General features: G+C 65.5%; 21 protein-coding genes and 1 riboswitch. Of the genes, 12 read left to right on the forward strand and 9 right to left on the reverse strand.

The annotated features are described in order from the left end of the window. From DFR29_RS06125 to DFR29_RS06150, 6 genes are all read left to right on the forward strand, one after another. A partial coding sequence (locus tag DFR29_RS06125) for an Ig-like domain-containing protein (protein ID WP_166653909.1) occupies positions 1–6558 on the forward strand: 6558 nt, incomplete at its 5' end. Between the two features lie 157 nt (positions 6559–6715). Continuing rightward, positions 6716–7225: a phage tail protein gene (locus DFR29_RS06130; protein WP_133817707.1), complete on the forward strand. Its 510-nt coding sequence runs from the start codon at positions 6716–6718 to the stop codon at positions 7223–7225. 12 nt (positions 7226–7237) lie between these two features. Beyond that, the gene (locus DFR29_RS06135; protein WP_133817708.1) at positions 7238–7753 is read left to right on the forward strand and encodes a phage tail protein; all 516 of its coding nucleotides are present in this window, start codon (positions 7238–7240) and stop codon (positions 7751–7753) included. A gap of 11 nt (positions 7754–7764) precedes the next feature. Continuing rightward, entirely contained in the window at positions 7765–8292 is a 528-nt protein-coding gene (locus tag DFR29_RS06140) for a phage tail protein (RefSeq protein ID WP_133817709.1), read from the forward strand. Between the two features lie 195 nt (positions 8293–8487). After that, positions 8488–9114: a hypothetical protein gene (locus DFR29_RS06145; RefSeq protein ID WP_133817710.1), complete on the forward strand. Its 627-nt coding sequence runs from the start codon at positions 8488–8490 to the stop codon at positions 9112–9114. Continuing rightward, the gene (locus tag DFR29_RS06150) at positions 9111–9632 is read left to right on the forward strand and encodes a GNAT family N-acetyltransferase (protein WP_133817711.1); all 522 of its coding nucleotides are present in this window, start codon (positions 9111–9113) and stop codon (positions 9630–9632) included. The genes DFR29_RS06145 and DFR29_RS06150 overlap by 4 nt, the downstream gene beginning before the upstream one ends. A gap of 75 nt (positions 9633–9707) precedes the next feature. On the opposite strand, the gene DFR29_RS06155 is transcribed toward DFR29_RS06150, so the two are convergent. From DFR29_RS06155 to metF, 4 genes are all read right to left on the reverse strand, one after another. Then, the gene (locus DFR29_RS06155; RefSeq protein WP_133817712.1) at positions 9708–10001 is read right to left on the reverse strand and encodes a DUF6916 family protein; all 294 of its coding nucleotides are present in this window, start codon (positions 9999–10001) and stop codon (positions 9708–9710) included. 167 nt (positions 10002–10168) lie between these two features. Next, a complete protein-coding gene (locus DFR29_RS06160) occupies positions 10169–11416 on the reverse strand; it encodes a M12 family metallo-peptidase (RefSeq protein WP_133817713.1) in 1248 nt (415 codons plus the stop codon). Between the two features lie 301 nt (positions 11417–11717). Then, entirely contained in the window at positions 11718–12965 is a 1248-nt protein-coding gene (locus DFR29_RS06165; protein WP_133817714.1) for a M12 family metallo-peptidase, read from the reverse strand. A 221-nt stretch (positions 12966–13186) separates the two neighbouring features. Then, positions 13187–14032, reverse strand: a complete 846-nt coding sequence (gene metF, locus DFR29_RS06170; RefSeq protein WP_133817715.1) for a methylenetetrahydrofolate reductase [NAD(P)H] — start codon at positions 14030–14032, stop codon at positions 13187–13189. A gap of 1046 nt (positions 14033–15078) precedes the next feature. On the opposite strand from metF, the gene DFR29_RS06180 reads away from it, so the two are divergent. Further along, positions 15079–16185, forward strand: coding sequence for a GGDEF domain-containing protein (locus DFR29_RS06180; protein ID WP_133817717.1), 1107 nt, complete (start codon positions 15079–15081; stop codon positions 16183–16185). Between the two features lie 158 nt (positions 16186–16343). On the opposite strand, the gene DFR29_RS06185 is transcribed toward DFR29_RS06180, so the two are convergent. From DFR29_RS06185 to ahcY, 4 genes are all read right to left on the reverse strand, one after another. Next, complete coding sequence (locus DFR29_RS06185; RefSeq protein ID WP_133817718.1) at positions 16344–17084, reverse strand: proteasome-type protease; 741 nt, start codon at positions 17082–17084, stop codon at positions 16344–16346. Between the two features lie 73 nt (positions 17085–17157). Then, positions 17158–18150, reverse strand: a complete 993-nt coding sequence (locus tag DFR29_RS06190; RefSeq protein WP_133817719.1) for an alpha-E domain-containing protein — start codon at positions 18148–18150, stop codon at positions 17158–17160. Then, positions 18150–19568, reverse strand: a complete 1419-nt coding sequence (locus DFR29_RS06195) for a circularly permuted type 2 ATP-grasp protein (protein ID WP_208113520.1) — start codon at positions 19566–19568, stop codon at positions 18150–18152. Before DFR29_RS06195 ends, DFR29_RS06190 begins: the two co-directional genes overlap by 1 nt. 223 nt (positions 19569–19791) lie before the next feature. Continuing rightward, positions 19792–21216, reverse strand: a complete 1425-nt coding sequence (gene ahcY / locus DFR29_RS06200; protein WP_133817720.1) for an adenosylhomocysteinase — start codon at positions 21214–21216, stop codon at positions 19792–19794. A gap of 15 nt (positions 21217–21231) precedes the next feature. Beyond that, a riboswitch (S-adenosyl-L-homocysteine riboswitch) is annotated at positions 21232–21329 on the reverse strand. A gap of 240 nt (positions 21330–21569) precedes the next feature. Between ahcY and DFR29_RS06205 the strand changes: the two genes are divergently transcribed. The 3 genes from DFR29_RS06205 (at position 21570) to DFR29_RS06215 (ending at position 24390) form a co-directional block, all read left to right on the forward strand. Beyond that, the gene (locus tag DFR29_RS06205) at positions 21570–22253 is read left to right on the forward strand and encodes a hypothetical protein (protein ID WP_133817721.1); all 684 of its coding nucleotides are present in this window, start codon (positions 21570–21572) and stop codon (positions 22251–22253) included. Between the two features lie 110 nt (positions 22254–22363). Continuing rightward, on the forward strand, positions 22364–23107 hold the full coding sequence (locus tag DFR29_RS06210) for a hypothetical protein (protein ID WP_133817722.1): 744 nt from the start codon (positions 22364–22366) through the stop codon (positions 23105–23107). Between the two features lie 326 nt (positions 23108–23433). Continuing rightward, on the forward strand, positions 23434–24390 hold the full coding sequence (locus DFR29_RS06215; RefSeq protein WP_208113521.1) for an ADP-ribosylglycohydrolase family protein: 957 nt from the start codon (positions 23434–23436) through the stop codon (positions 24388–24390). A 192-nt stretch (positions 24391–24582) separates the two neighbouring features. On the opposite strand, the gene DFR29_RS06220 is transcribed toward DFR29_RS06215, so the two are convergent. Continuing rightward, positions 24583–25437, reverse strand: a complete 855-nt coding sequence (locus DFR29_RS06220; RefSeq protein WP_133817723.1) for a LysR substrate-binding domain-containing protein — start codon at positions 25435–25437, stop codon at positions 24583–24585. 157 nt (positions 25438–25594) lie between these two features. On the opposite strand from DFR29_RS06220, the gene DFR29_RS06225 reads away from it, so the two are divergent. After that, positions 25595–26155, forward strand: coding sequence for a DUF4865 family protein (locus DFR29_RS06225; protein ID WP_133817724.1), 561 nt, complete (start codon positions 25595–25597; stop codon positions 26153–26155). Positions 26156–26237: 82 nt separating this feature from the next. Then, on the forward strand, positions 26238–26723 hold the full coding sequence (locus DFR29_RS06230; RefSeq protein ID WP_133817725.1) for a nuclear transport factor 2 family protein: 486 nt from the start codon (positions 26238–26240) through the stop codon (positions 26721–26723). The last annotated feature ends 151 nt before the right edge of the window (positions 26724–26874 follow it).

Consider the following 26874-nt stretch of genomic DNA (forward strand, 5'->3'; position numbering starts at 1 on the left):
CCGCAGACATTTGCCAATTTCCACACGGCGATTTCCGCCGGTCCGCCCGATGAATCCGGCCAGACGCTGTCCTTCGCGACGACGGTCGGCGCCACCACCGGCAGCCTGACCTTCAGCACGCCGCCGGCGGTTTCGCCGACCGGCACGCTGACCTTCACCGCGACCAACGGCACCTTCGGCACCGCGACCATCAGCTCGGTCCTGTCCGACAGCGGCGGTACCGCCAACGGCGGCGTCGATACCTCGGCCGCGCAGACCTTCGTCATCACCGTCAACAACGTCAACGACCCGCCGGTGTTCACCGTCGGCGGCCCGCAGACCGCGCTGGAAGATGCCGGCGCACAGACCGTGGCGGCATTCCTGACCGGCATCGCCGACGGCGACGACGGCACCCAGACCATCGCGTTCAACATCACCAACAATACCAATGCCGCGCTGTTCAGCGCCGGTCCGGCCATCGCCGCAAACGGCACGCTGAGCTATACGCCGGCGGCCAACGCCAACGGCACGGCGACGATCACCGTGCGCGGCCAGGACAACGGCGGCACGGCCAACGGCGGTAACGACACCTCGGCGCCGCAGACCTTCGTGATCAACGTCACCGCGGTCAACGACGTGCCCAGCTTCACCGGCGGCACGGCGGCCTCGGCCTTCGAAAGCGCCGGCCCGCAGAGTGTTCCGAATTTCCACACGGCGATTTCCGCCGGTCCGCCCGACGAATCCGGCCAGGCCCTGTCCTTCGCCACGACGCTCGGCGCCACCACCGGCAGCCTGACCTTCAGCACGCCGCCGGCGGTTTCGCCGACCGGCACGCTGACCTTCACCGCGACCGCCGGCACCTTCGGCACGGCCACGGTCAGCTCGGTGCTGTCCGACAACGGCGGCACGGCCAACGGCGGTGTCGATACCTCGGCGGCGCAGACCTTCACCATCACGGTCAGCAACATCAACGACCCGCCGGTATTCACCGTCGGCGGTCCGCAGACCGCGCTGGAAGACGGCGGCGCGCAGACCGCGGCCGGCTTCCTGACCGGCATCAGCGACGGCGACGACGGCAGCCAGACCATCGCCTTCAACATCACCAACAACACCAATGCCGCCTTGTTCAGCGCCGGCCCGGCCATTGCTCCGAACGGCACGCTGACCTATACGCCGGCGGCGAATGCCAACGGCACGGCGACCATCACCGTGCGCGGCCAGGACAACGGCGGCACCGCCAACGGCGGCAACGACACCTCGGCGCCGCAGACTTTCGTAATCAATGTCACCGCGGTCAACGACGTGCCCAGCTTCAGCGGTGGCACCTCGGCCAGCGCACTGGAAAGTGCCGGCCCGCAGACATTTGCCAATTTCCACACGGCGATTTCCGCCGGTCCGCCCGATGAATCCGGCCAGACGCTGTCCTTCGCGACGACGGTCGGCGCCACCACCGGCAGTCTGACCTTCAGCACGCCGCCGGCCGTCTCGGCCACCGGCACGCTGACTTTCACCGCGACCAACGGCACCTTCGGTACCGCGACCGTCAGCTCGGTGCTGTCCGACAGCGGCGGCACCGCCAACGGCGGCGTCGATACCTCGGCCGCGCAGACCTTCACCATCACGGTGAACAACGTCAACGACCCGCCGGTGTTCACCGTCGGCGGTCCGCAGACCGTGCTGGAAGACGCGGGTGCGCAGACCGTGGCGGCGTTCCTGACCGGCATCGCCGATGGCGACGACGGCACCCAGACCATCACCTTCAGCATCACCAACAACACCAATGCCGCACTGTTCAGCGCCGGCCCGGCCATCGCCGCGAACGGCACGCTGACCTACACCACGGCAGCCAACGCCAACGGCACGGCGACGATCAGCGTGCGCGGCCAGGACAACGGCGGCACGGCCAACGGCGGCAACGACACCTCGGCGGTGCAGACCTTCGTGATCAACGTCACCGCGGTCAACGATGCGCCGGGCTTCACGCCGGGTGCCAATCCGGTGGTGGGCGAAGATTCCGGCCCGGCCAGCATCGCCTGGGCCACGGCGCTCTCGGCCGGTCCGGCCGACGAGTCCGGCCAGGCGTTCGGCTTCAACGTCGCGGTGGTCAGCGGCGGCGCGCTGTTCTCGTCGCTGCCAACCATCTCGGTCGCCGGCCAGCTGCTCTTCACGCCGGCGGCGAATGCAAGCGGCACCGCGACCTTCAGCGTCACGCTGCAGGACAACGGCGGCACCACGAACGGCGGCGTCGACACATCGGCCCCGGTGACGCTGACGATCACGATCAGTCCGGTCGACGATGCGCCGGTCGCGGTCAACGATGCGGCTACCGTGCTCGAAGACGCCGCGGCGACCGCGGTCAACGTGCTGGCCAATGACACCGACATCGACGGCGGCCCGATCGCGATCGCCTCGGTCACGCAGCCGCTCAACGGCACTGTGGTCGTCACCGGCGGCGGCAGCGGCCTGACCTACCAGCCCAACCCGAACTACTGCAACGCACCTCCGGGCACCACGCCGGATACCTTCACCTACACCCTGAATCCGGGCGGCAGCGTGGGCACGGTCAGCATCACGGTGACCTGCGTCGACGACAACCCGGTCGCGGTCAACGACACGATCACCATCACCGAAGACGATCCGGCCACGGCGATTCCGGTACTGGCCAACGACACCGATGTCGACGGCGGTCCGAAGTCGATTGTTTCCGTCACCCAGCCGGCCAATGGCGTAGTCGTCATCACCGGCGGCGGCAGCGGCCTGACCTACCTGCCCAACCCGAACTACTGCAACCTGCCGCCGGGCACCACGCCGGATACGTTCACCTACACCCTGACGCCGGGCGGCAGCGTCGCCACGGTCAGCGTCAGCGTGACCTGCGTGGTCGACAATCCGGTCGCGGTCGCCGACGTGGCTACTGTGGTCGAGGATTCGGGTGCCAACGCCATCAATGTGCTGGGCAACGACTCCAACCCGGACGGTTCGCCGATCAACGTGGGCTCGGTCACCCAGCCGGCCAACGGCACGGTCGTCATCACCGGTGGCGGCACCGGCCTGACCTATGCGCCGAATGCGAACTACTGCAACGCGCCTCCGGGCACGACGCTCGATACCTTCACCTACACCCTGACGCCGGGCGGCAGCAGCACCACCGTCACCGTCACCGTGACCTGCGTCGACGATCCGCCGGTTGCCGTGGCCGATGCGGTCACCGTGCTCGAAGATTCCGGCGCCACCGCGATTCCGGTGCTGACCAACGACACCGATCCGGACGGCGGTCCGAAGTCGATTGCCTCGGTGACCCAGCCGGCCAACGGCTCGGTCGTCATCACTGGCGGCGGCACCGGCCTGACCTATGCGCCCATCGCGAATTACTGCAACAACCCGCCGGGCACGACGCTGGCGACCTTCACCTATACGCTGACGCCGGGTGGCAGCTCGACCACGGTCACCGTCACAGTGACCTGCGTCAACGATCCGCCGACGGTAACGCCGGTCGCCAATATCCCGGTGCATACGCACATCGCCATCGGCGTCGCCGACGGCAGCACCGGCGACCTGCTGGTGCCGGGCAACATCGCCGATCCGGACAGCAGCAACTTCGCCATCGGCACCTCGCCGATCGTGTCGGTCAACGGCGGCGAAGTGGCGATCAGCAACGCCACCGGCGCCTTCACCTACAACCCGCCGGCCGGCTTCACCGGCAACGACACCTTCCAGTACACGGTCTGCGACGACGGCACGCCGCAGGCCTGCAGCACGCCGGTCACGGTGACGCTGGTGGTGTCCGGTCCGCGCATCTTCTTCGTCGATGACGACGCCGTCGTGGTCGGTACGCGCGACGGCACCTTGCAGCAGCCGCTGCAGACGCTGACTCCGGCCGCCGCTGCGGCGACCAACGTCGGCGATCGCATCTTCGTGTTCGCTGGCAACTACACCACCGGCGTCACGCTGGCCAACGGTGTCGAGCTGGTCGGCCACGCCATCGATGCGGCGACCGTGAACGACTTCGATGCAGAGCTGGGCATCACCCCGCCGAGCAATTCGATTGCGCGTCCGCTGGTCGACCAGACCCCGCCGGTCATCACCAACGCCGCCGGCAACGGCGTCACGCTGGGCAGCAACAACATCGTGCGCGGCGTGCAGATCGGCAACGTGTCGGGTGCGGGCATCAGCGGCACCGGCTTCGGCACGCTGCGGGTTTACGACGACGTGCGCATCAATACGAACGGCCAGGCGATCAACCTCACCAATGGCAGCTTCGATGCGACCTCGGTGGTCGGCACGCTGACCTCCAGCGGCGGCGCCAACAACGTCTCGCTCACCAACGTCAACGGCACCGTCGATCTCGGCACCGGCGCGCTGTCCGGCGCCACCGCCACGTCCTTCGCCGTGACCGGCGGCACCGCCACCCTGGCGTACGCCGGCAGCGTCAGCAAGGCCAGCGCAGGCCTGCTGCTCGACGTTACGAACAAACCGAGCGGCACCATCAATCTGAGCGGCGCGCTGAATGCCACGGCCGGCACCGGCATCAACCTGAACAACCTCGACGGCACGCTCAACGCCACTGGCGTGGTGACGCTGAACGGCGGCGACGCGGGTATCGATGTCGTGACGGGCTCCGCCGGTTCGATCAACTTCAGCAACGCGGGTTCGGCCATCACCAACCCGACCAACGAAGCGATCCGCATCGACTCGAGCTCGCCGACGTTCACTTATGCTGGCACGATCAACAAGACCAACAGCAGCACCGGTATCCGCCTGAGCAACAATACCGGCGGCACGCAGACCTTCAGCGGAGCAAGCACGATCAGCTCGGCGGCAGCCAATGCCATCGACCTGTCGACCAACGGCGCGGCGACGATGAACTTCAGCGGCGCGCTGTCGCTCACCTCGACCGGCGGTACGGGCCTGCGCCACCAGACCAGCGGCACGGTCAACGTATCGGGCGGCCTGGTGGTCAGCTCGACCACCGGCAACGGTGTGGATGCGACCGGCGGCGGCACCATGACGATCACGGCACCCGGTGCGGTGGTGAACACCATCACCACCACCGGCACCGGTGTCTCGCTCAACGTCGCCACCACGCAGATCGGTGCCGGCGGCCTGACCTTCCGCAACATCACCAACAATGGCACCGGCGCCAACGGCATCGCGCTCGCCAATACCGGTACGGCGGCAGGCAACGGTGGTCTCACCATCACCGGCGTCGGCACCACCACCAACTCCGGCGGCACGATCCAGAACAAGTCCGCGCACGGCATCATGACCAACGGCCTGAAGAGCCTGTCGATGTCGAACATGGGCTTCACCGGCAACGGCACCAACCAGGCACCGGCGGCGACCTGCGGCGATGCGCTCAACGGCACCAACACGAACTGCGGCGCGGGCATCCACCTCGTTACCACCAGTGCCGTGGCCTTGAGCAACGTCGATGTGGTCGGCGGTGCGCAGATGGGCATCAACGGCAACGACGTGAACGGCCTGACCATGGACGACGTCACGGTGCAGAACGTCGGCGACGAAGTGCTCGAAGACGGCGTGCAGTTCGTCAACCTGCGCGGCACGGTGAACGTGCAGAACTCGAGCTTCACCGGCAACTTCCATCGCCAGTTCGAGGTGCAGAACCCGAGTGCCGCGAGTGCGCTGACCATGACGGTGGACGGCTCGACCTTCGACCGCGGCACCTACATCTCGACCGCCGCACAGGGCATGCTGGTCGCCGGCAACGGCACCTCGCAGATGAACACGACCGTGACCAACTCGACCTTCCGCCGCAACTTCGGCACGGCGATCACGGCGCAGGGCATCGGCAACGCGCAGATGACGTTCAACGTCGGCGGCGCCGGCGCAGCGAACACCTACACGGATAACTCGCTCGCCATGCAGTTCCTGACCGACAACGCCGCGACCATGAATGCGACGGTGACCAACAACACCGTCACCGTCACGGGCACGGTCACGTCGGGCGCCACGCCGGTCACGTTCCGCAAGGGCACCGGTGCAACCGGCCTGTTCGTCGGCAGCTTCACCAACAACGTCATCGGTGGCGCCGCCGTCGACAGCGGCAACAACTGCAACGGCTGCAACGGCATCTCGGTGACCAACGAAGGCCAGAGCGGCAACATGCGCGTGACCATCACCGGCAACACCGTGCAGCACATCCGCCAGCGCGCGGTGGAAGTGCTGGGACAGTTGAACGACACCACCGGCGTGGTGGTGACGAACAACCAGTTCCTCTCGCCCGATCCGCCGGTGCCGGCCGGTACCCGCGTCGGCCATGCGGTGTTCATGCAGACCGGCACCGATGACACCGACGGCAGCCAGCTCTGCGCCGACATCCAGAACAACACCGTCACCGGTACCTGGGACAACAGCGTGGCGGCGGGCAACATGCGTCTGCGCCTGTTCCCGCTGGAAACCGGCGCGCCGGTCGCGAACTTCCGCCTGCGCAATGTCGGCGGCACCGGTACCGCGGCGGATGTCGTCACCTACTTGAACGGCGCAAATACCAACGCGCAGCCCACGGCAACGGTCAACGGCATTACCAATTTCACCACCGGAACCGCAGTTTGCTTCTGATACAACGCTCACAATGAGAACTATGGCGCCGGCCCTCCAGGCCGGCGCCGCAGTAAGCGCTCGGCGCGCGGGACGCTGACGCAGGGCGCCGACGCAGGACGCAAGTACGCAGTCGCCGATTTATCCGACCACGCAACGCACCACCAGGGGAGGCGTCATGGCAGAGCCATTTTTAGCCGAAGTCCGCATCATGAGTTTCAATTTCCCGCCCAAGGGCTGGGCGCAGTGCAACGGGCAGCTGCTGCCCATCAATCAGAACCAGGCCTTGTTCTCGCTGCTGGGGACGACCTACGGCGGCGATGGGCGGGTCAACTTCGCCTTGCCCGATCTGCGCGGTCGTACCTCGGTATATACCGGCGGCAGCTCCAGCTTCGTTCTTGGCCAGAGGGGCGGTGAAACCGCTCACACCTTGACCATGCAGGAAATGCCGCAGCACAACCATTTCATCAACGCCACCAACGGCGCTGCGACGACCAATGTGCCGAACAACACCATGCTGCTGGCGTCTTCGTCCTCGGGCATGTACCTGACGCCGCAGGCGCTCACGACTTTGCAGCCCAGCTCGATCACCAATTTCGGCGGCAGCCAGGCGCACAACAACATGCAGCCGTATCTGGTGCTGAATTTCTGCATTGCCCTGCAGGGCATCTTCCCGAGTCAGACCTGAGGAGCCCACGTCATGGCACAACCCTATGTCGGTGAAATCCGCATGTTCGGCGGTAATTTCCCCCCCGCAGGCTGGATGTTCTGCAACGGACAGCTGCTGCCCATCTCCGAAAACGAAGTGCTGTTCCAGCTGATCGGCACCACTTACGGCGGCGACGGTCAGGAAACATTCGCCCTGCCCAACCTGCAAGGCCGCCTGCCGCTGCATGCGGGCACGCTGTCCGGGCAGACCTTCCAGATCGGCGAGTCGGCCGGCAGCGAATCCGTCACGCTCACCGGGCAGCAGATTCCCAATCACACGCACTCGCTGCTCGCGTCGACGACGCAGGCGCAGAATCCGCAACCGCAGAACAGCATCCTTGCACAGGGGCCTACGGTGCAGGCCTATATCGCCGATGTCGGCGCGGGCGCTATCTCGCCCAACGCCATCAGTCCAGTCGGTGGCAATCAGCCGCATGAAAACATGCAGCCTTACCTCTGCGTGAGTTTCATCATTTCGCTGTTCGGCATTTTTCCGTCGCAGACCTGAGGGGGCGCGTCATGGCAGATCCATTCGTTGCTGAAATCCGCATCTTCGGGTTCAACTTTGCGCCCAGGGGCTGGGCCACCTGTAACGGCCAGCTGTTGCCGCTGAGTCAGAACACCGCGTTGTTCTCGCTGCTGGGTACTACGTATGGCGGCGACGGCAAGTCGACCTTCGCGCTGCCGAACATGGCCGGCAACGCGCCCATGCACTGGGGCCAGTCGACTACCGGCACGGAATACTTCCTCGGCCAGGAGTCGGGCACTGCCACGGTGACCTTGCTGCAGACCGAAATTCCGGTGCATACCCACAGCATGCAGGTAGCGGCCGACATCGCCACCGACAATACGCCGGCGCCGAACCGCATCATGACCACGTCGAACAACGGCTCTATCTATGCGCCGGCCTCGACACCGCCGCTGGTGCAGATGAATTTCCAGGCGCTCAGCCTCACCGGCAGCAGCCTGCCGCACAACAATTTGCAGCCGTATCTGACGTTGACCTTCTGCATCGCTTTGCAGGGTGTGTTCCCGGCTCGTCCCTGAGGACAGTCGCCCTGGCCGGATTTTCGGCCGGTGGTTTCAGCAGCAAGTCCAGCGGCTCGCCCCAGTGCGAGCCGCTTTGTTTGTAACAAGCGGTAAAACTGCGTCGTCGGCCCGCTTCCTGCTTTGGCTGCAGGTGGGTCCACGTTACAGTGGGTAACAGTCTGGTATCGCGGGATGCCGGCACAGGGGAAAAACATGAAACGTCGGGAATTTCTTGGCGCGCCTGCGGCGTTGCTGGGTTTAGGGCTTGTGGGTGGTTTAAGCAGTGCAGCGCAGGCTGCCGATGCAGTGGCCGAAAAATTTGTCGTGTTGCGTCTGGCCGGCAGTGGCGGCGAAGCCGAGATCACCGGTGCCTGGCAGGAGTCCTGGACCCAGGTTGCCGCCAACCTGCGCCGCGCCAAGGTGACCGTGCATGGGCTGGTGCAGGCACGGGTCAGCAGCCTCGGTGCAGTCGATGTGGAATCGGCCTTCTTCGGCAGCGGCAGCAGCGTGAACATGGCCCTGGTCTATGCCACGGCCGATCAGGGACAGCGCAGCGGCAGCGGCCCCATTGCGTTTTACGTGCAGGCGCCTTCGTTCGGCGGTTTCGTGCTTACGCCTGGCGGCGCCAAGCGCAAGACCGGTGTGCCCAGCAGCATCAGTCTCGGCGAAGCGCGCAGCGGCCAGCTCACGCCCGGCCGCTACGTGATCCTGCACAGCACCGGCAAGCGCTTCAGCGCCAGCGATTACCTCTGGTCGGGCAACGACGACCGGCCGCTGATGCGCCGCGACGGCCGCGCCATCGACGCCGACTACCTGATCTTCGACCTGGAACCCGCTTGAGCAAACTCGCGCTGGCAATGCGGCTGATGCCGCATTGTCCCCAACTGGAATTTGTCCCCGAGCAGGAGGCCGACACGGCCTTCCTGCGCGACCTGTATGCGTCCACGCGCTGGCAGGAAGTGAGCCAGGTACCGTGGACCGACCAGGCCCGGCGCGAATTCCTCTACGACCAGTTCCAACTGCAGCGCGACCACTACCGCAAGAACTACGTCGGCGCCGAGCTGCTGGTCGTGCGTCAGCACGGCCAGCCCATAGGCCGCATCTACCTGTATCCGTCGCCGCGGGAAATCCGCCTGATGGACATCGCCCTGGTCGACAGCAAGCGCGGCCTGGGCCTGGGCCGCTGCATGATCGAGGCACTGATGCAGCTGGCGCGCGAAGACGCCGCCGAAATCACCCTGCATGTAGAGCCGAACAACCCTGCGCTGCACCTGTACGAGCGTCTCGGCTTCCGTCTGATCGAAGAGCGCGGCGTCTACCACTTCCTCGGCTGGACTCCGCCCGGATACACCGCCTGAGCAAACGGTCTCTTTCTCTAAAAATCAGGGAAAGGATCGCAAAAAGCCTCGGCATTCAATCTTGTATCGCGATCCCTAGTTGAACGTAATTTCGTAGCAAACCCCGGTCCCGTCCGGCCCGATCGGCACGACGAACAGATCCAGCTCGCCCAGCGTCGGATGATGCAGCCGGTACAGTCCCTGGCCGATCGTGCGATCGGCGCCGTTTTCCCGCAGTTCCAGCGCAAATGGTGTGGCCGCACGCGGGCTGGGATTGCGCAGTGGCCGGGCCTGTTTGAGCTCCAGGTCGAGATAGTCCGGACCGCTGGACAGTCGCAGTGTCTGTCCGACCAGCGCTTCGAAGTCTTCGATCGTTATCTCATTGAGCATGGCGCCACTCCGCGACAGAAGGCGCGAGCGTATCTGCTGCCATTGCCGATAGACAAGGCGTGCTGCACGGCTGGGATGGCCTGCACGAAAGCGCGGGACTGCGAACAGTCCCGCGCCTGATCGCGGCATTGCCGGCGTTTTGCGCAGGCATGGCCGTTGCGGTTGTTTCAGCGGAACGCGGCGACGGTCGCCTTGCGCTCGGTCAGCACGCGGGCGTTGTTGTTGGTTGCCGCGGTACCCATGGCCACACCGCCGTAGGTCTTGTTCGGATTCGACCAGAAATTGATGCGCGTGCAGCTTGCGCCGGAACAGGCATAGGCCATGATGGTGCGCCAGCCGTTGGCCGGACGCTGGTAGCCGTGGCCGTAGGCGTAAGGCGAACCGCTGGCATTGGCCGGATCGTGGTTGGCACCGAAGTTGTGGCCGATCTCGTGGGCGAAGGAGTAGTAGCCGGTGGCGCAGGTGCGTGCGACCACGGTAAACGCCGACGAGGCCGTGACGTTCATGTAGCCGATGCCGCAATAGGCGCTGCCGTTGACGATCAGCACGGCGACGTCGGCGGTGGTGCTGTTGCGCTGGGCGTGGATGGCGTCCATGTAGCCGTCGCTGGTGGAGCGGTAGCGCGACAGCTCGGTGCTGAAGTTGCCGGTTTCGGTATAGGTCACCACGCCGGTGCCGGCCAGCTGCAAGGTGAGTTCCACGCCGCTGTTGACATAGCCCTGGTTGGACTCGGTCACGGCCAGGTTGATCAGGCCGACGATGTCCGCCGTCGCGTTGCGTGCGGCCGTGGTGTAGTTCACCAGTACGCGCACCGTTGTGTTCGCCTCTACCGCCTTTGGCGCGGCCGGCGATACCGGCCGGTTGCGCTCCTGCTCGAACATGCTTGCGTACGCCGCTTCGTCGTGGTCGGCCGGCATTTTTGCCTCGTCCACTTCAACGATGACGTGGCGGCCGTCGAACAGCGGCCGCAGCGCGTAGAGCTGTCCTTTTACGCGGATATTGCCGGTGAGCTTGTCGCCGTTGCGCACCAGGGTCACCGAATTCATCGGGTCGTCGGCAATGTCGGAAGCCTGCCGCGCGCCGTTGTAGCGCGTTTCGGCGATGGTGCCGTGCCAGGTCACGATGCCGTCTTCGTTGCGCTGGCTGCTCAGCCGTTCGGCGGTCAGGCGGATCGGCCCGCCGATGTCCAGGTCGAGCTTCAGGGTTTCGGTCGAGGTGTCTACTGCTGCGGCGTTGGCCGCCACCACGTCGACGGAGAAGGTCGAGGCTTCGTTCGCCAGTGCGGCAAATGCCGCGTCGGTTTTCAGCGGGGTCAGGGCGGCGGGCTGGAACAGCGTGTTGTCGGCGGCGAAAGCGGGCGCGGCGACGGCGGCGATGGCGAGCACACAGGCACGCGCAAGAATGCGTTGTTTCATTGTGTATATCTCCGCTAGTGCAAGAACTGCAATCCCGGTAGCGGCAGGGCCCTGGACGGTGCCGGTACGAACGGCGTCGAACCTGCCTTATGGCCTGTAAAGAGCCGGGACTTCTCTCCAGGCCGAGCGACCACTCTGGCTGCGGGCGTAGCGCGGGTCAAGCGCAAGACGGGGACAAATTGTCGATTCTGTGACCGCAGTCATTCAGTATCACAAATTGCAATAGCTATTTGGCGATAGTGCTGCAACGCGGCATGGGCGCCATTGCGGCGCCCATGCCGTTTTATACGAACGCTACAACTCAGCGGAAACCGGCAACCGTGGCGCGCGTGTTGTTGAGCACGCGGGCGTTGTCGTTGCGATTGGTCGTGCCCATGGCGCGGCCGCCATAGGTCTTGGCCGGGTTCGACCAGTAGTTGATGCGCGTGCAGGTACCCGTGGAGCAGGCATAGGCCATGATGGTGCGCCAGCCACCGGCAGAGGACTGGAAGCCGTGGCCATAGGCATACGGCGTATTGGTCGGATCATTGGCCGGATCGTGCCGCGCCGACTGCAGGTGGCCGATCTCGTGCGCGAACGAGTAATAGCCCGTGGCGCAGTCCCAATACACTTCGGCGAACGCCGATGACGCGGTGGCGCCAATGGCCGAGGCCAGGCCGCAGTATGCCGTGTTGTTCACCATCAGCACGGCGACGTCGGCGGTGGTGCTGTTGCGCTGGCTGTGGATGGCATCCATGTAGCCATCCGATGTGCCGCGATAACGGGCCAGGTCGGTATCGAAATTGCCGGTCTCGGTATAGGTGACCTGCGATTTCGCCGCCAGCTGCATGGTGATCTGCACACCGGAGTTGGTATAGCCCTGGTTGGACTCGGCCACTGCCAGATTGATCAGGCCGTTGATGTCGCCCGATACGCTGGCCACGCGTTGGGTGTAGTTCACCAGTACGCGGATGATCGTATTGGCCTCGGCTACCGGCGCATCCACCGGCAGCGGCGCGGCGCGGTCGAACGTGGAGCGATAGCTGGGCGGATGGTCCAGCGGCATCGCGTGCTCGTCCACTTCCACCACCACGTGACGCGCGTCGTGCAGCGGGCGGATCTTGAACAGCTGGCCCATCACGCGAACATTGCCGGTGATCTTGTCGCCATTGCGCACCAGCACCACAGTATTCAGCGCGTCCTCGCGGATTTCGCTGGGCGTCATGGTGCGCTTGAGTGCGGTCTCGGCGATCACGCCGGTCCAGACGATGCTGCCGTCCTCGACCTGGTACGAATTCGTACGCAGCGCGGTCAGCTTCATCGGACCATTCACATCAAGGTCCAGGCTGAGGCTTGCACTGTCGAGCGACAATGCATTGGCATTGACCCCCACCACGTTGAGTGCGGCCGAGCTGGGCTCGTTCGCCAGCGCCGCGTACGCGGCGTCGCTTTCTACGGCGCGATATACCGATGCCACCGGTGCAAACAGATCCTGCGATCCCTGCGCTGCCGCCATACCCGACGCCAGCAAGCCCGCTCCTGCAACACTCCACAGAAAATACCGATTCATGCCGATCTCCCCACGGTACAGCGCGCAAGCGGACCCGGCGCGATAGGAGCTGCGCGCCAACCGGGTTACAGCAGCCGGATCCTCCCCTCCCTCGGACGCCGGCACCTGTCGTGCCGGCGAAACGATCGCGACGTATCCCCATACGTCGCTGAATACCTAGAACTCAGGCTACTCGCGAAAGGAGAGGGCAGGGGCTCATGCGTGGGGGTTTTGCCGGGAGACTATTTCAGCCGTTCGATGATCGCCGTAGTCGCCTTGGCGCGATTGAGCGTATAGAAGTGCAGCGACGGTGCACCGCCGTCGATCAGGCGCCGGCACAGCTCGGCAACTACGTCGGTGCCGAATTCGCGGATCGCTTCCGCGTCGTCGCCGAAGGACTGCAGCCGGCGCGCGACCCAGCGCGGGATCTCCGCGCCACACATCTCGGAAAAGCGCCGCAATTGGGAATAGTTGGTGATCGGCATGATGCCCGGCACGATGGGCACCTGCACACCGAGCCGGCGCGCGTCGGCGACAAAGCGGAAAAACGCATCCGCGTTGTAGAAGTACTGGGTGATCACGCCATTGGCACCGGCGTCGACCTTGCGCTTGAAATGCGCCAGATCGGCCTGGGCATCATCGGCCTGGGGATGCGTTTCCGGATAGCCGGCCACCTCGATATGGAAGTAGTCGCCGGTTTCTTCGCGGATAAACGCGACCAGGTCGCTGGCATAGCGGAATTCGCCATAGCCAGCCATGCCCGAAGGCAGATCGCCGCGCAGCGCGACGATGCGCTTGCAGCCCTTTGTGCGGTACAGCTCCAGCAGGCTGCGGATTTCCTTGCGCGTACCGCCCATGCAGGACAGATGCGGCGCAGCGTCGAGGCCATGGTCATCACGCAGCTGGCAGACCGTATCCGGCGTATAGCTGAGCGTGGACCCGCCGGCCCCGAAGGTGACCGACACATATTCCGGCTGCAGCGCTTTGAGCGCCGGCAACGCTTTTTCCAAGCTATCGCGCTGCTCGTCTGTCTTGGGCGGGAAGAACTCCAGCGAGACCGGAATCGACAGGGGGGAGGAGGGGGACATTGCTTGGCTTTTCCTGCGTGGGGGAGCGGGGCGCAATATATCTCTAATTCCGGATATAGAGATAGATGGGCGGGGTGGCGGATTTGGCGGTTCGCTGTTGGGTGCTGGGTGCTGGGGCTGCGGGAACACTCCCTCTCCTCCAAGCCTTGCTTGGGGGGAGACGGGCGGGGGAGAGGGGGCGGTGCCGGACTCTGCTTCGTTTCCCGGTTTTCGCGCAGGAGTCCGCCGTTGGCGGACTTGGTTGGTTGTGCGCCTGGCGGTGCATTGGCCGCAGCCCGTGCTCTGCTCCCTCTCCCCCGACAGCTGTCGGGGGGAGAGGGTTGGGGTGAGGGGGCGGTGCTGGACTTTGCTTCGCTATCAGGTTTTGGGCGAAGGAGCCCGCCGTTGGCGGATGTTGTTTGTGTGCCTGGCGGCGCGTTTCGCGCGCGCCTGCAGGGGGCTGCTCCGGTTCGGCGCCCAAAGCAAAGGCGGCTTCGCCCGTCTGCGGCGCGCGGCCTTCTTTCTCTTTAGCTTGCCCAAAGAGAAAGAAGACAAAGAGAAAGGCCCCCGGACGCCGCGGTTTTGGGCCATCCCTGGCCCCAAACGGCGTGAGGCCGCTACGGCGGTCGACGCACGGCACATCCTGTCCCCTGCGCCGACTCGCGGCCATCCCTGGCCGCGCCCCTGCGGGCTTTTCCCTTCGCGGTCTCACCGCGGCATACGGGGCACCGGGACAAGCGCGCTTCCTGCGCGCAGAACCAACCGCAACAGCCATTGCCAAGCCAAAGCACCATCACGAGCAACGGCAACGGCAACGGCAACGGCAACGGCAACGGCAACGGCAACGGCAACGGCAACGGTCGCTGCTGCTGCGAGGTGTTGACCGGGAATTGCGATAGGGGTTGGCCGCCGCTGCCAGGGAACTCCAGCATCTTGGTGTTTCGCCATCGAAGAATTTTTGCAAAACGCCTGTTTGCTGCATCAACCCGCTGAATCGTGCTTACCGTCGCTCCCCCTGTCACGACTTGTATAACCCGCCCCGCCTTGCCCTGGGGCAGAATCGACCCATGCCCGCTACTCCGCGCGATCCCGCCGTCGATGCCCAGTTCCGGCTAGGCCGCGAACTGGCCGAGACCGCGGCACGCGGTGTGCTCGGCGGGGTGTTCTACGTGCTGGGCTGGCTGGTGGTGGCGTATCTGGGCCATCTGCCGCGGGATCGGCCGCTGCTTGCGCTGGGCCTGTTGCTGCTGTTCGTCGGCTTTACGGCGGGACGCGTGCTGCTGGCGCGACGCAGCGCGCAGGCGGCGGGAGCAGAACGCCAGCTGTTGAATGCGTGGTGGGCGCTGTTCCTGGTCACTGCGCTGGTCTGGGGTGGAATCACGCTCTGGCTGCTGCTCGATCCCTCGCTCGCGCCTACACGCATGGCCGCCATCATCTGCACCATCGCCTATGCGACGGCTTATGCGCATACGTTTGCGATGCGCTGGCGGCGTGCCGCGCTGGGAATTGCGCTGCTGTTCCTGCCCAGCGTGGTGCTCAGCTGGCGCCTGGCGGACCTGGGCGGCGTCGCGTTCGCGCTGACGGTATATCTGGTCTACCTGCTGTCGGCGCTGCGCGCCAGCCGCAATCAGTACGAACGGCAGCTCTCGCTGGAACTGGCCCTGCGCCACCAGCGCGATCGGTACGAACTGCAAAGCCGCACCGATGCGCTCACCGGCCTGGACAACCGGCGCGAGTTCACCGTCAACCTGGAGCGTGCGTTCGTGCAGAACACGCCGCTGGCGCTGCTGGTGATCGATATCGATCACTTCAAGCAGATCAACGATCGCCACGGCCATGCCGTCGGCGATGCGGTACTGGTTGCGCTGGCCGAGCGCCTGCGCCTGCATTTCGACCCGCCGGGTGCGCGCCTGGCGCGCATTGGCGGCGAAGAGTTTGCCGTGCTGCTGGAAGGCGATGGCGGGAACCTGGCGCTGGCGACGGCGGAGCAGCTGTGCCGGCGCGTCGCCGCCTCGCCGCTGGCGGCGGATGTGGCCGGCAGCACGGTCACGGTCAGCATCGGCGTCGGCCAGCGTCGGCGCCAGCGCACGCCGGACGAGTTCTTTGCCGCGGTGGACGGTGCGCTGTACCGGGCCAAGCAGCAGGGCCGCAATCGGGTCTGCGGGCTCGATTGAGCGCATAGCCTGCCGATGCGGCAGCGCGCGAATCTTTTTTGTTGTCTTTCGGTGCGGCGTCGTTGCGCCTCGTCGCCGGATTTCCGCCAGGTGTCTTCGCCGCGCCTGGCCCGCTCCGAAATGCTTCGGCAATCCTGTTCGGCCAGCTGCCGCAGCGATTATTGCGGCGGCAGCCAGTCCGGCGCAGGCAGCGCATGCAGTGCGGCACGCAGGGCGTCGTTCCATTCGCGCCGCACCACGTTGAGGTAGACGTCGTTGTCATCCAGGCGCACCTGCTGCGCGATCACCAGCGCATCGCGCTTGTACAGCAGCAGGTCGATCGGCGGGCCGACCGACAGGTTCGAGCGCATGGTCGAATCGAACGACACCAGCGCGCACTTGGTCGCTTCCAGCAGCGAGGTCTTGCAGCTGACGATGCGATCGAGGATCGGCTTGCCGAACTTGATCTCGCCAGCCTGGAACCAGGGCGTATCCGGATTGCTTTCGATGAAATTGCCTTCGGAATAGACCAGGAACAGGCGCGGCGCCTCGCCCTTGATCTGGCCGCCGACGATGAACGAGCCGCTGGGGTCGATGCCGCTGGAACGCAGGTACGGTTCGTCGCGCTTGCGGATTTCGCGCAAGGCGTCGCCGAGCAGCGTGGCCACTTCGAAGATCGACCGGACGTTGTACAGCCCGGGCTGGTCGGGCTGGTGCAGGGCGCGGTGTTCCAGCAGGTTCATCGCGTTCTGGGTCAGCGACAGGTTGCCGGTGGACAAGGTCACGATCAGGCGTTCGCCGGCCACCTGGAATACGCGCATCTTGCTGGTGCGGCGCACGTCGTCGACGCCAGCGTTGGTGCGCGAGTCGGAGGCGAACAACAGGCCTTCGTCGAGGTTCAAGCCGATGCAGTAGGTCATGGAAGCAGATCGAAGCCGGCGCGGCGGAGCAACGCGGGATTCTGCACGGCATCGCTGCCTGGCGTGAAGTGATTCATGGCTGTACCTGCAGTTGGGGCAAGGTGGGTTGGGCGATGTCGGTGGACAGCATGAACTGGCGGTGGATTTCCTCGCCCAGGCGGCTCAGCCGCGCCATCGCATCCTGCAGCCACGGCTCCAGGCCGTTGCCGAGCACTTCGTCGATGCGCGCATAGCGCGACTGCGCCGACAGCGCGCCGGCCAGGCGCACGCATTCCAGGCTTTGCCCGCCGGCGAGGGTGCGCAGCACGCCGTGCAGGGTGCTGGTACAGGTCAGTAGCGAACGCGGATTGCTTTCCTGCAGCAGCATCAGTTCCGCCACCGTCGCCGCGCTCACCGTTTCGCGGTACAGGCGCCGGTAGGTCTCGAACGCCGACAGCGACTGCAGCAGCGCGCTCCAGCGGAAATACACCGCGGCATCCTGCGTATCCGGTGCTTCCGCCTCGGTGTCGCTGCCGGCGATATCGAGCAGGCGGATGGCCCAGTCGGCGCGCTCGATGAACGCGCCCAGCTGCAGGAAGTGATAGCCCTCGCCGCGGCCCAGCGTGCCGATGGTCACGCCACGGAACGAGGCCGAGCGGCTTTTCACCCATTCCAGCAGGTTGTTGATGCCGTCGGCCTGGATGCGCGCCCAGCTGTTGTTGCGCATGTCCAGCCACGAGGTGTTCAAGTCTTCGTACATCTCGCCGGTGATGGCGACGCGCTGCGCGCGCGCGGCCTCGCGCGCAGCGCGCAGGCAGCTGTAGATCGACGAGGGATTGTCCGCGGCCAGAATCAGGTGCCGCAGTACCGTTTCGCCGTCGATGCGGCCGTACTGCTGGCGCACCGTGTCGACCAGGTCCAGCGCGTCCAGGGCGCGGCACCACACCGCGGCCTCGGCCTTGCCGCGGTCGTAGCGTTCCGGCAGCAGCGCGATGCGCAGGGTCACGTCGATCAGCCGCGCGGTATTTTCCGCGCGCTCCATATGCCGCGAGGCCCAGTACAGATCGTTGGCAGTACGACACAGCATCAGGCGCCTCCTTCCAGTACCCAGGTGTCCTTGGTACCGCCGCCCTGGGACGAATTGACTACCAGCGAGCCTTCGCGCAGCGCCACGCGGGTCAGCCCGCCCGGCATCACATGGATGCGCCGGCCGCACAGGATGTACGGGCGCAGGTCGATATGCCGCGGCGCCAGGCCGCTTTCGACGAAGGTGGGACAGGTGGACAAGGCCAGCGTCGGCTGGGCGATGTAGTTGTCCGGCGTGGCCAGGATGCGTGCGCGGAATTCCTCGATCTCGGCCTTGCTCGATGCGGGTCCGACCAGCATGCCGTAGCCGCCGGCGCCGTGGACTTCCTTCACCACCAGTTCGGCCAGATGCTCCAGCGTGTACTTCAGGTCGTCCGGCCGGCGCAATTGATAGGTTGGAACATTGTGCAGAATGGGTTCTTCGCTCAGGTAGAAGCGGATCATCTCCGGCACATAGGGGTAGACCGACTTGTCGTCGCCGACGCCGCTGCCCGGCGCGTTCGCCAGGGTGACGCGGCCGGCGCGATAGGCGTTGAACAGGCCGGGCACGCCGAGCAGCGATTCGGGCCGGAATACATTCGGATCGAGATAGTCGTCGTTGATGCGCCGGTAGATCACGTGTACGCGCTGCGGTCCGCGCGTGGTGCGTGCGTACACCGTGTCGTCGCGCACGAACAGGTCGGCGCCCTCGACCAGTTCCACGCCCATCTGCTGTGCCAGGAAGGCATGCTCGTAATACGCCGAGTTGGCCGAGCCCGGCGTGAGCACCGCCACGACCGGCTGTTCGATGCCGGCCGGCGCGGCTTCGCGCAGGATTTCCAGCAGCGCATCCGGATAGCGTTCCACCGGCGCGATCGGCAGGCGGGCGAACATTTCCGGAATCAGCCGCGCCATCATGCGGCGGTTTTCCAGCATGTACGACACACCCGACGGCACGCGCAGATTGTCTTCCAGTACGTAGTACTCGCCGTCGTCGGCACGCACCAGGTCGATGCCCGAGATATGCGAGTAAACGCCGCCGGGTACCGCCAGCCCGCGCATCTCGTTGCGGTAGGCACTGTTGTTCAGCACCAGGTCGCGTGGTACGCGGCCTTCGCGCAGGATGCGCTGCTCGCCGTAGACGTCGCCGAGAAACAGGTTCAGCGCGTGCACGCGCTGGCGCAGGCCGGTTTCCAGCACGCGCCATTCCGCCGCCGGCACGATGCGCGGCACCAGGTCGAAAGGAATCAGGCGTTCATTGCCGGCGTCTTCGCCGTAGACGGAAAACGTGATGCCGACGCGGTGAAAGGCGATCTCGGCTTCGCGCCGCTTGTGCTCGATCTGTAGTGCCGGTGTGGACTGCAGCCAGTCGTCGAACGCGCCGTAGTGAGGCCGTACGGCGCCGTCGCGGCCGTACATCTCGTCGTAGTCGTTCCGCATGCCCCGGAATCCCCGCCGCGGAGGCCACCCCTCCGGCTTTGTGATACCACGCGGCCCGCGGTCTTGCCTAGATGCTGCGATGCGTCATGCGACTTTGGTACGGGTTGCGGCAAAGCACGAGCTGCCGGGGGCGGGCCGGCCTGTGGCGCACCCCGTCCGGTGATTTTCCATAAAAAAAGCCGGCGGTTTTCCGCCGGCTTTTTACGCTTGTGAACAATTCCGCTTAGTAGCGGTAGTGTTCCGGCTTGTACGGACCGTCCGCATCCACGCCCAGGTACGCGGCCTGGTCGGCGGTGAGGCGGGTCAGCTTCACGCCGATCTTTTCCAGGTGCAGGCGCGCGACTTCCTCGTCCAGCTTCTTGGGCAGGCGGTAGACCGTCTTTTCGTACGTGTCCTTGTTCGCCCACAGGTCGAGCTGGGCCAGGGTCTGGTTGGAGAACGAGTTCGACATGACGAAGCTCGGATGGCCGGTGGCGCAGCCCAGGTTGACCAGGCGGCCTTCGGCCAGCAGGAACATTTCGTTGCCGTTGGGCAGCACGTACTTGTCCACCTGCGGCTTGATGTTGATCTTCTTCACGCCGGCCAGCACGTTCAGCGCGTCGACCTGGATTTCGTTGTCGAAGTGGCCGATGTTGCAGACGATGGCCTGGTTCTTCATCTTCTGCATGTGCTCGACGGTGATCACGTCCTTGTTGCCGGTCGTGGTCACGTAGATGTCGGCGGTGCCGAGCGAGGATTCCAGCGTGTCGACCTGGAAGCCTTCCATCGCCGCCTGCAGGGCGTTGATCGGATCGATTTCGGTCACGATCACGCGGCAGCCGTAGGCGCGCAGGGAATGGGCCGAGCCCTTGCCCACGTCGCCGTAGCCGGCGACCACGGCCACCTTGCCGGCCAGCATCACGTCCATCGCGCGCTTGAGGCCGTCGGCCAGCGATTCGCGGCAGCCGTACAGGTTGTCGAACTTCGACTTGGTCACCGAGTCGTTCACGTTGATGGCCGGAACCAGCAGCTTGCCGGCTTCCACCATCTGGTACAGGCGGTGCACGCCGGTGGTGGTTTCTTCGGAAACACCACGCCAGTCCTTGACCACGGCAGTCCAGAAGTTCGGGCGTTCCTTGTGCACGCGCTTGAGCAGGTTCTTGATGATCTGCTCTTCGTGCGAGGACGACGGGGTGTTGACCCAGTCCGAACCCTGTTCCAGCTCATAGCCCTTGTGGATCAGCAGGGTCACGTCGCCGCCGTCGTCGACGACCAGTTCCGGACCCTTCAGGCCCGGATGGGTGACGCAGTCCAGGGTGCAGTCCCAGTACTCTTCCAGCGACTCGCCCTTCCAGGCGAACACCGGCACGCCGGTCGCGGCGATGGCGGCAGCGGCATGGTCCTGGGTGGAGAAGATGTTGCAGGAGGCCCAGCGCACCGAGGCGCCGAGGTCGACCAGGGTCTCGATCAGAACCGCGGTCTGGATGGTCATGTGCAGCGAGCCGGTCACGCGCACGCCCTTGAGCGGCTTGGACGCGGCGTACTTCTTGCGGATCGACATCAGGCCCGGCATTTCGTGCTCGGCGATCTCGATTTCCTTGCGGCCCCAGTCGGCCAGGGACATATCGGCGACTTTGTAGTCTTGCTGCGGCTTTACGACGGCATTCATGGTGAACTCCAGTGCTTGGGGCGGGCGCAGTGTCGGAATGGAACCCGATTCCGCCGAGCCTGATTCCGCTACGCGATGCACCAGCGCACGGACTTGCAGCGCCCCTCGGCGGCGAGGAGGGCGCGGATTATATCGCTTGTTTCGGATGAAGCGATAATTGCGCGCGTGGAAGAGCCTGCCAGGGCCGGGTAACCGCTACTGCAGGGTTTGCCTGAGCCCAGAAGCCGCCGCTTCCCGCCTGGGCGCAGTGCTGCATCGGCCTGGGACTGGGCGCGATAGCGGCAGGGTATCTGCCCGCAATTCGTCAGCTTTGCGCCCTGGCGTCGTCTTATGCCGCGTCAATAGTGCGGTCCATGAAAACCCTTGCCGCCGTCCTGCTCGTACTGTCCACCGCAGCCCTCGCCGATCCCCAACTAAGCCTGCCCGGGGCAGGTCTTGACGCCAGCGAAGTTCATTTTCGCGACGGCCAGTCTGTGTTGGCCCTGGTCGTCGGCGGCGGTCGCGCGCGACTGCAGCGCGTAAGAGTGAAGATAGACGTCGTCGAAGCGGCAATCGGCGACGACCCTGACGGCGATCTGGGCCGCAACGTGTCGGCGCAGGGCATCGAGCCGCTCGTTTTCCTTGATGGCATAAAAGGATTGCGCCATGGCCCGGTGGCGGTGGCGGTATCCGGAACCGAAAATCTCAGCGTCCAAAAAGACCTGGGCTTCGCCTTGGGCGATACCGACTATCGTCTGGAGACGCGCTGCAGTGCGCAGGATTCCTACATCCGCTGCGAAATCAGCCTGGCCAGCAGTGGGGGTACGCAATTCCTGTTCGATGCGCCAGGCGGGACGCAGCTCAACGGAGTGGTCGAATTCGCCGGCGCCCAGCCGGCCCTGCTGTTTGCTGGCGATCTCGACGGCGATGGCCGGGTCGATCTGCTGATGGATGCGACGAACAGCTACAACAGCCGCCCGACGCTATACCTGTCTGGCGCGGCAAAAAAAGGCGAGCAGGTGCGTGAAGTGGCCCACCAGGTCCATTACAGCTGCTGAGCCTGTTGCGATTGCTGCGCATTGCTGGCTCTTATGCACGAGGCCGCGACGCAGACCGCCATACGGGCGTCCCTGGTGCGTGGGGGCAACCACAGTGGTGGAGTCAACGTATGGATATGTTCAAACCTTTTTGCGTCCTGGCGGCAGGGCTGCTGTCGTTTGCGGCGACGGCCGCGCCGCAGGTCGTGCCGGCCGATCCGGTGCAATTCGAACGCGTGCAGTTGCGCCTGACCGTCGACAGCTGCAGCTTCAACAAGCAGTCGGTAAGCGTCGAACTGCGCGGCCGCACCCTGGTGCTGCAGCACCAGCCCGTGCTCTGCTTCGCGCCCGGTCCGCCGGAAGTCGTCGATATCCAGCTCGGCGCTTTCCCGGCTGGCGACTACCGCGCCGAACTCTATGCGCAAGGCGCCGACTCGCCGTCGGCAAGCATTGCTTTCCAGGTCAGCTCGATCGCCTATGTCGCCGTCTATCCGCCGTTGCCGTATCCGATCGCCGACTACAGCGGCCTCTGGGGCACGGCAAACGAAGCCGGCTGGGGGCTGTCGCTGCACCAGGGCGCGCAGCATCTGCTGTTCGGCGCGCTGTTCGTATTCGACGCGCAGCGCCAGCCGCAGTGGTACACCTTGCAGGCCGGCAGCTGGCAAAACACCACGCGCTGGACCGGCCAGGTGGTGCAGAGCAGCGGTCCGCCCTGGACCGCCGCGACCTATCCGCCGGATGCCGCGCAGTACACGCCCGTCGGCACCGCCACGCTGGATTTCGGCATGGAGCCGGGCCAGGAAGGCGTCGCGAAATTCACCTATTCCATCAATGGACAAACGGTGAGCAAGACGATTTCGCGCTCGCGGCTGTAACAGAAAAGTTCGTCGGCTGGGGTAAGCCGCAGGCGCACCCCAGCATCGCGGCGCATTCCCTACAAAAAACCCATGCCGAAGGAACGCTGTTGCGGGTGTTCCGCTAAAACGATCATTCCTTCGCCCTGGGCTTTGCGCCGCTTGGCCTGCCTCGCTGTCGGGCTAGCCTGCGGCTTGGCCCAAGCTGCGCCCCCACTCATCCCCTTCCGGCGTTGCGTGTCCGTCACCGCTGCAACGTTCGCATCGCCCGCGCCGCGAACTTGAAAGACATGGCCGGCCCAGCGCTTTTGCGCGACCATGGCCGCCTGCCAGCGGAACCAACACCCATGAATACCCGCAACGCCAGCCCTATTCCCACGCTGCAGGATCGCATCGCCGGTGGCCTGATCGGCCTGCTCGTCGGCGATGCGCTGGGCGTGCCCTACGAATTCCAGCCGCCGACGGCCATTCCCGATGCCGCTACGATCGAGTTCGATCCGCCCGCGGGCTTCCTGCGTTCCCACGCCAGCGTGCCGCCGGGTACCTGGTCGGACGATGGCGCCCAGGCGCTGTGCCTGCTCGCGTCGTTGCTGCATTGTGGCGAACTGGAATTAGACGATTTTTCCCGCCGCCTGCTGAACTGGTACGAATACGGCTACCTGGCGGTCGACGGCATCGTGTTCGACATCGGCATCACCACCGGCATTGCCCTGCGAGCCGTGCGTGCCGGCGCCGCCGCCGACAGCGCCGGCCCGGCCAGCGTGAACAGCAACGGCAACGGCTCGCTGATGCGCGTGCTGCCGCTGGCGCTGTGGCACCGGGGCAGCGACGCCGAGCTGGTGCGCGATGCGCAGCGCCAGTCGCTGGTCACCCACGGCCATCTGCGCGCCCAGGTGTGCTGTGCCCTGTATTGCCTGATGGCGCGCGGTCTGCTGACCGGCGTGGCCGATCCCTGGAGCGGTGCGGTCGCCACCTTGCGGCACTTATATGCCGACTCTGCAGCGGAGCAGGAAGAACTGGAATGGAATATCCGTCCGGACGAGCCTTTGCACGCCAGCGGATCGGGTTATGTCGTCGACTGCCTGCGCTCGGCCATGCTCTGCCTGCAGCAGCCCGGCTACGAGCAGGCCGTCCGTGCCGCGGTGCGCATGGGCCATGACACGGACACCACCGCCTGCGTTGCCGGCGGGCTGGCCGGTATCCGTTGGGGCTTGGGCGGCATTCCCCGGCGTTGGCGAGAGGCGCTGCGCGGCGGTGACATCAGCAGGCCGTTGCTTGCTGCGTTGCTGCAATGGCGCAGCTGAAAGCAAGGTTGGGGCAAGCCGCGGGCATGTTCGACAGCGAGGTATCGCGCCAGTAAAACCCGTAGGCGAAACCGTGTTTCTTTCCAATTTTTCTGTAAAAAGATAATAAGAAGGGATTTCCGCAAACGCGGAAGCCTCTCCGCTATGGGCTCCCGGACGATCGGCCACTTCGACGCCGATCGCGCCCGAGGTCTAGCCCAATCTGCTTCGCACAGCTTCCTGCACCAGCTCGCGCAGGTGATCGGCGGCCGCATTCGTGCGCGACCGATTCTGGCTCAGCTGCAGCGCAATGTTGCCCAGGCGCGGCAGTTTGAACGCCTTGTCCACGCACGTCAGCCCGTCGGGTATATGCACATCCGCGCGGGCAGTCACGCCCAGGCCGGCGGCGGCGGCGGCCCAGATCGCGGAGACGCTGCCGCTGGACAGGGCGATGCGCCAGGGGCGCCGGGCCTTGTCGAGCGCATCGATGGCGGCCTGGCGGAAGGCGCAGGGGTTGCCCAGCAGCAACAGCGGCACTGGCTGTCCACGTTGCAGCGTGAACTCGGGATGGGCGAACCAGCGCACCGGCAGGCGGGCGAGCGGCGGCGTGGGGTCGGCGGATTCGCCGAAGGCGAGCACCAGGTCGAGCGCGCCGCGGGCGAGCTGGGTCTGCAGCGTGGCGCTGCGATCGACGCTGATGTCGATGCGCACGGCAGCGTGGGCACGGGCGAATGTCGCCAGGGTCTGCGGCAGGCCGCTGTCGGCGAAATCCTGCGGCATGCCGAAGCGCACTTCGCCGTCGAGGTGCAGGCCGCGCAGGGCCAGCGCGGCTTCGTCATTGAGCTGCAGCAGCCGCCGGGCAAAGGCCAGCAGCACTTCGCCTGCATCGGTCGGCACCTGCTGCCGGCCGACCTTGCGAAACAGCGGTGCGCCGACTTTTTCCTCCAGCGCCTTGAGCTGCTGGCTGACCGCGCCGGGCGTGCGGTGCAGATGCTCGGCGGCCTTGCCGAAACCGTTCAGATCGATCGCGGCAACCAGGGTCTGCAGGGCGGCAAGGTCAAGGATCATGCTTTAGCAAACCTAAACGATTACGTTCGAAGGTTTCGATAGTACGCCGGATCGGCCGTGGCTACAGTGGCCCCGGCGATGGCAGGGCGTGCTGCTGTTTGCCCCGGTGCAGTTGCCCGGTGGTCGTGTCGCGCCATTTTGCTGAGCAGGGGCCGCCATGCTGGCGATGCACTACCGCTTCGATTTTCCCGATACGTTTGACATGCAGGCGATACGCCAGCGCGTCGCGGCTATCGGCGGCCAGTTCGACCGCCTGCCGGGCCTGCACTACAAGGCGTTCCTTGTCGCCGACCGGCGCAGCGGTGGTCGCAACTGCTATGCACCGTTCTATCTGTGGCGCGATGCGTCGGCGATGACGGCCTTCCTGCGCTCGGCCGCATTCCGCGCCCTGGCGCAGGCATTCGGCCGGCCCGCCGTATACAGCTGGCAGGAAATCGCGAGCGCTACAGGCCCCGCCATCGACGATGTTCCCCGGTTCGCCACGCTGTCGCGGATACCCGTCGCCGCCGACACCGAGCTGGACCGCGCCGCCGCCAGCGAAAGCGACGCCTGCCGTGCGGCGGCGCGGACCGCCGGCCTGCACTCGTGTTTTGCCGGCCTGGATGCAGCGGCCTGGCAGTGGCTGCGCTTTGCCTTGTGGCGTTCGCCGCCCGCAGCGACGAGCGAGAGCGAGGTACTCGAGGTGCTGCACCTGTCGGCACCTGCTGCGGCGCCATAGCAGTGCTCGTGCCGTTTTGTTTTTCTCTTCCCAGGAACTTCAGATGAACTATGCCGCTTTAGGAAATTATGCAATACGTTGCGTGTCCGCCCTGGCGCTGCTGTGCATTGCCGCCGGCGCTGTCGCCGCGCCCGCGGCAGTGCCGGGCTATGTCGGCAGGCACCGGGCCAGCGCGGCCGATCGCGAGGCCATCGGGCAGGTGCTTGCCGCCTATACGCAAAGCGTCATCGGGCGCGATCCGGCGCGATTCGAATCGCTGCTGCTCAGTCGCGATATCCCGTTTTCCTCCACGGACGCGGCGAGCGGCAAGACGGCCGGTGCGGTCGACACACGGCGCTATGCCGACTTCAAGGCCGCGGTATTCGACAGCGGCGAGCGTTTCCAGCAGCAGTTCTACAACGTGCGCATCGCGCAGGACGGCGAGCTGGCCCAGGTGTCGCTGGATTTCGTCACCACTCGTCTGTCGACGGGGCGCGGTGGCTATGGCTGGAAGGTATTGCAGCTGCTCAAGGTGGACGGCGAGTGGAAGATCGCCAGCGAGCTGTATACGGCGTATGCGATTCCGTGAGCGGGGCATCCGGTGTTGGGTGCATGCCGGCATCCCGGTGTGCCGGCTGCTACGAACTCTGGGCGAAGGAATGCCTGGCTGTGCCGGAAAAGCATTCCTTCGCCGTGGAGTTTCTGTTGCGGAAGTGCCTCGATGTTGGGGTGCGCCTGCG

This window comes from Tahibacter aquaticus (assembly GCF_004363655.1).
Taxonomy (GTDB): domain Bacteria; phylum Pseudomonadota; class Gammaproteobacteria; order Xanthomonadales; family Rhodanobacteraceae; genus Tahibacter; species Tahibacter aquaticus.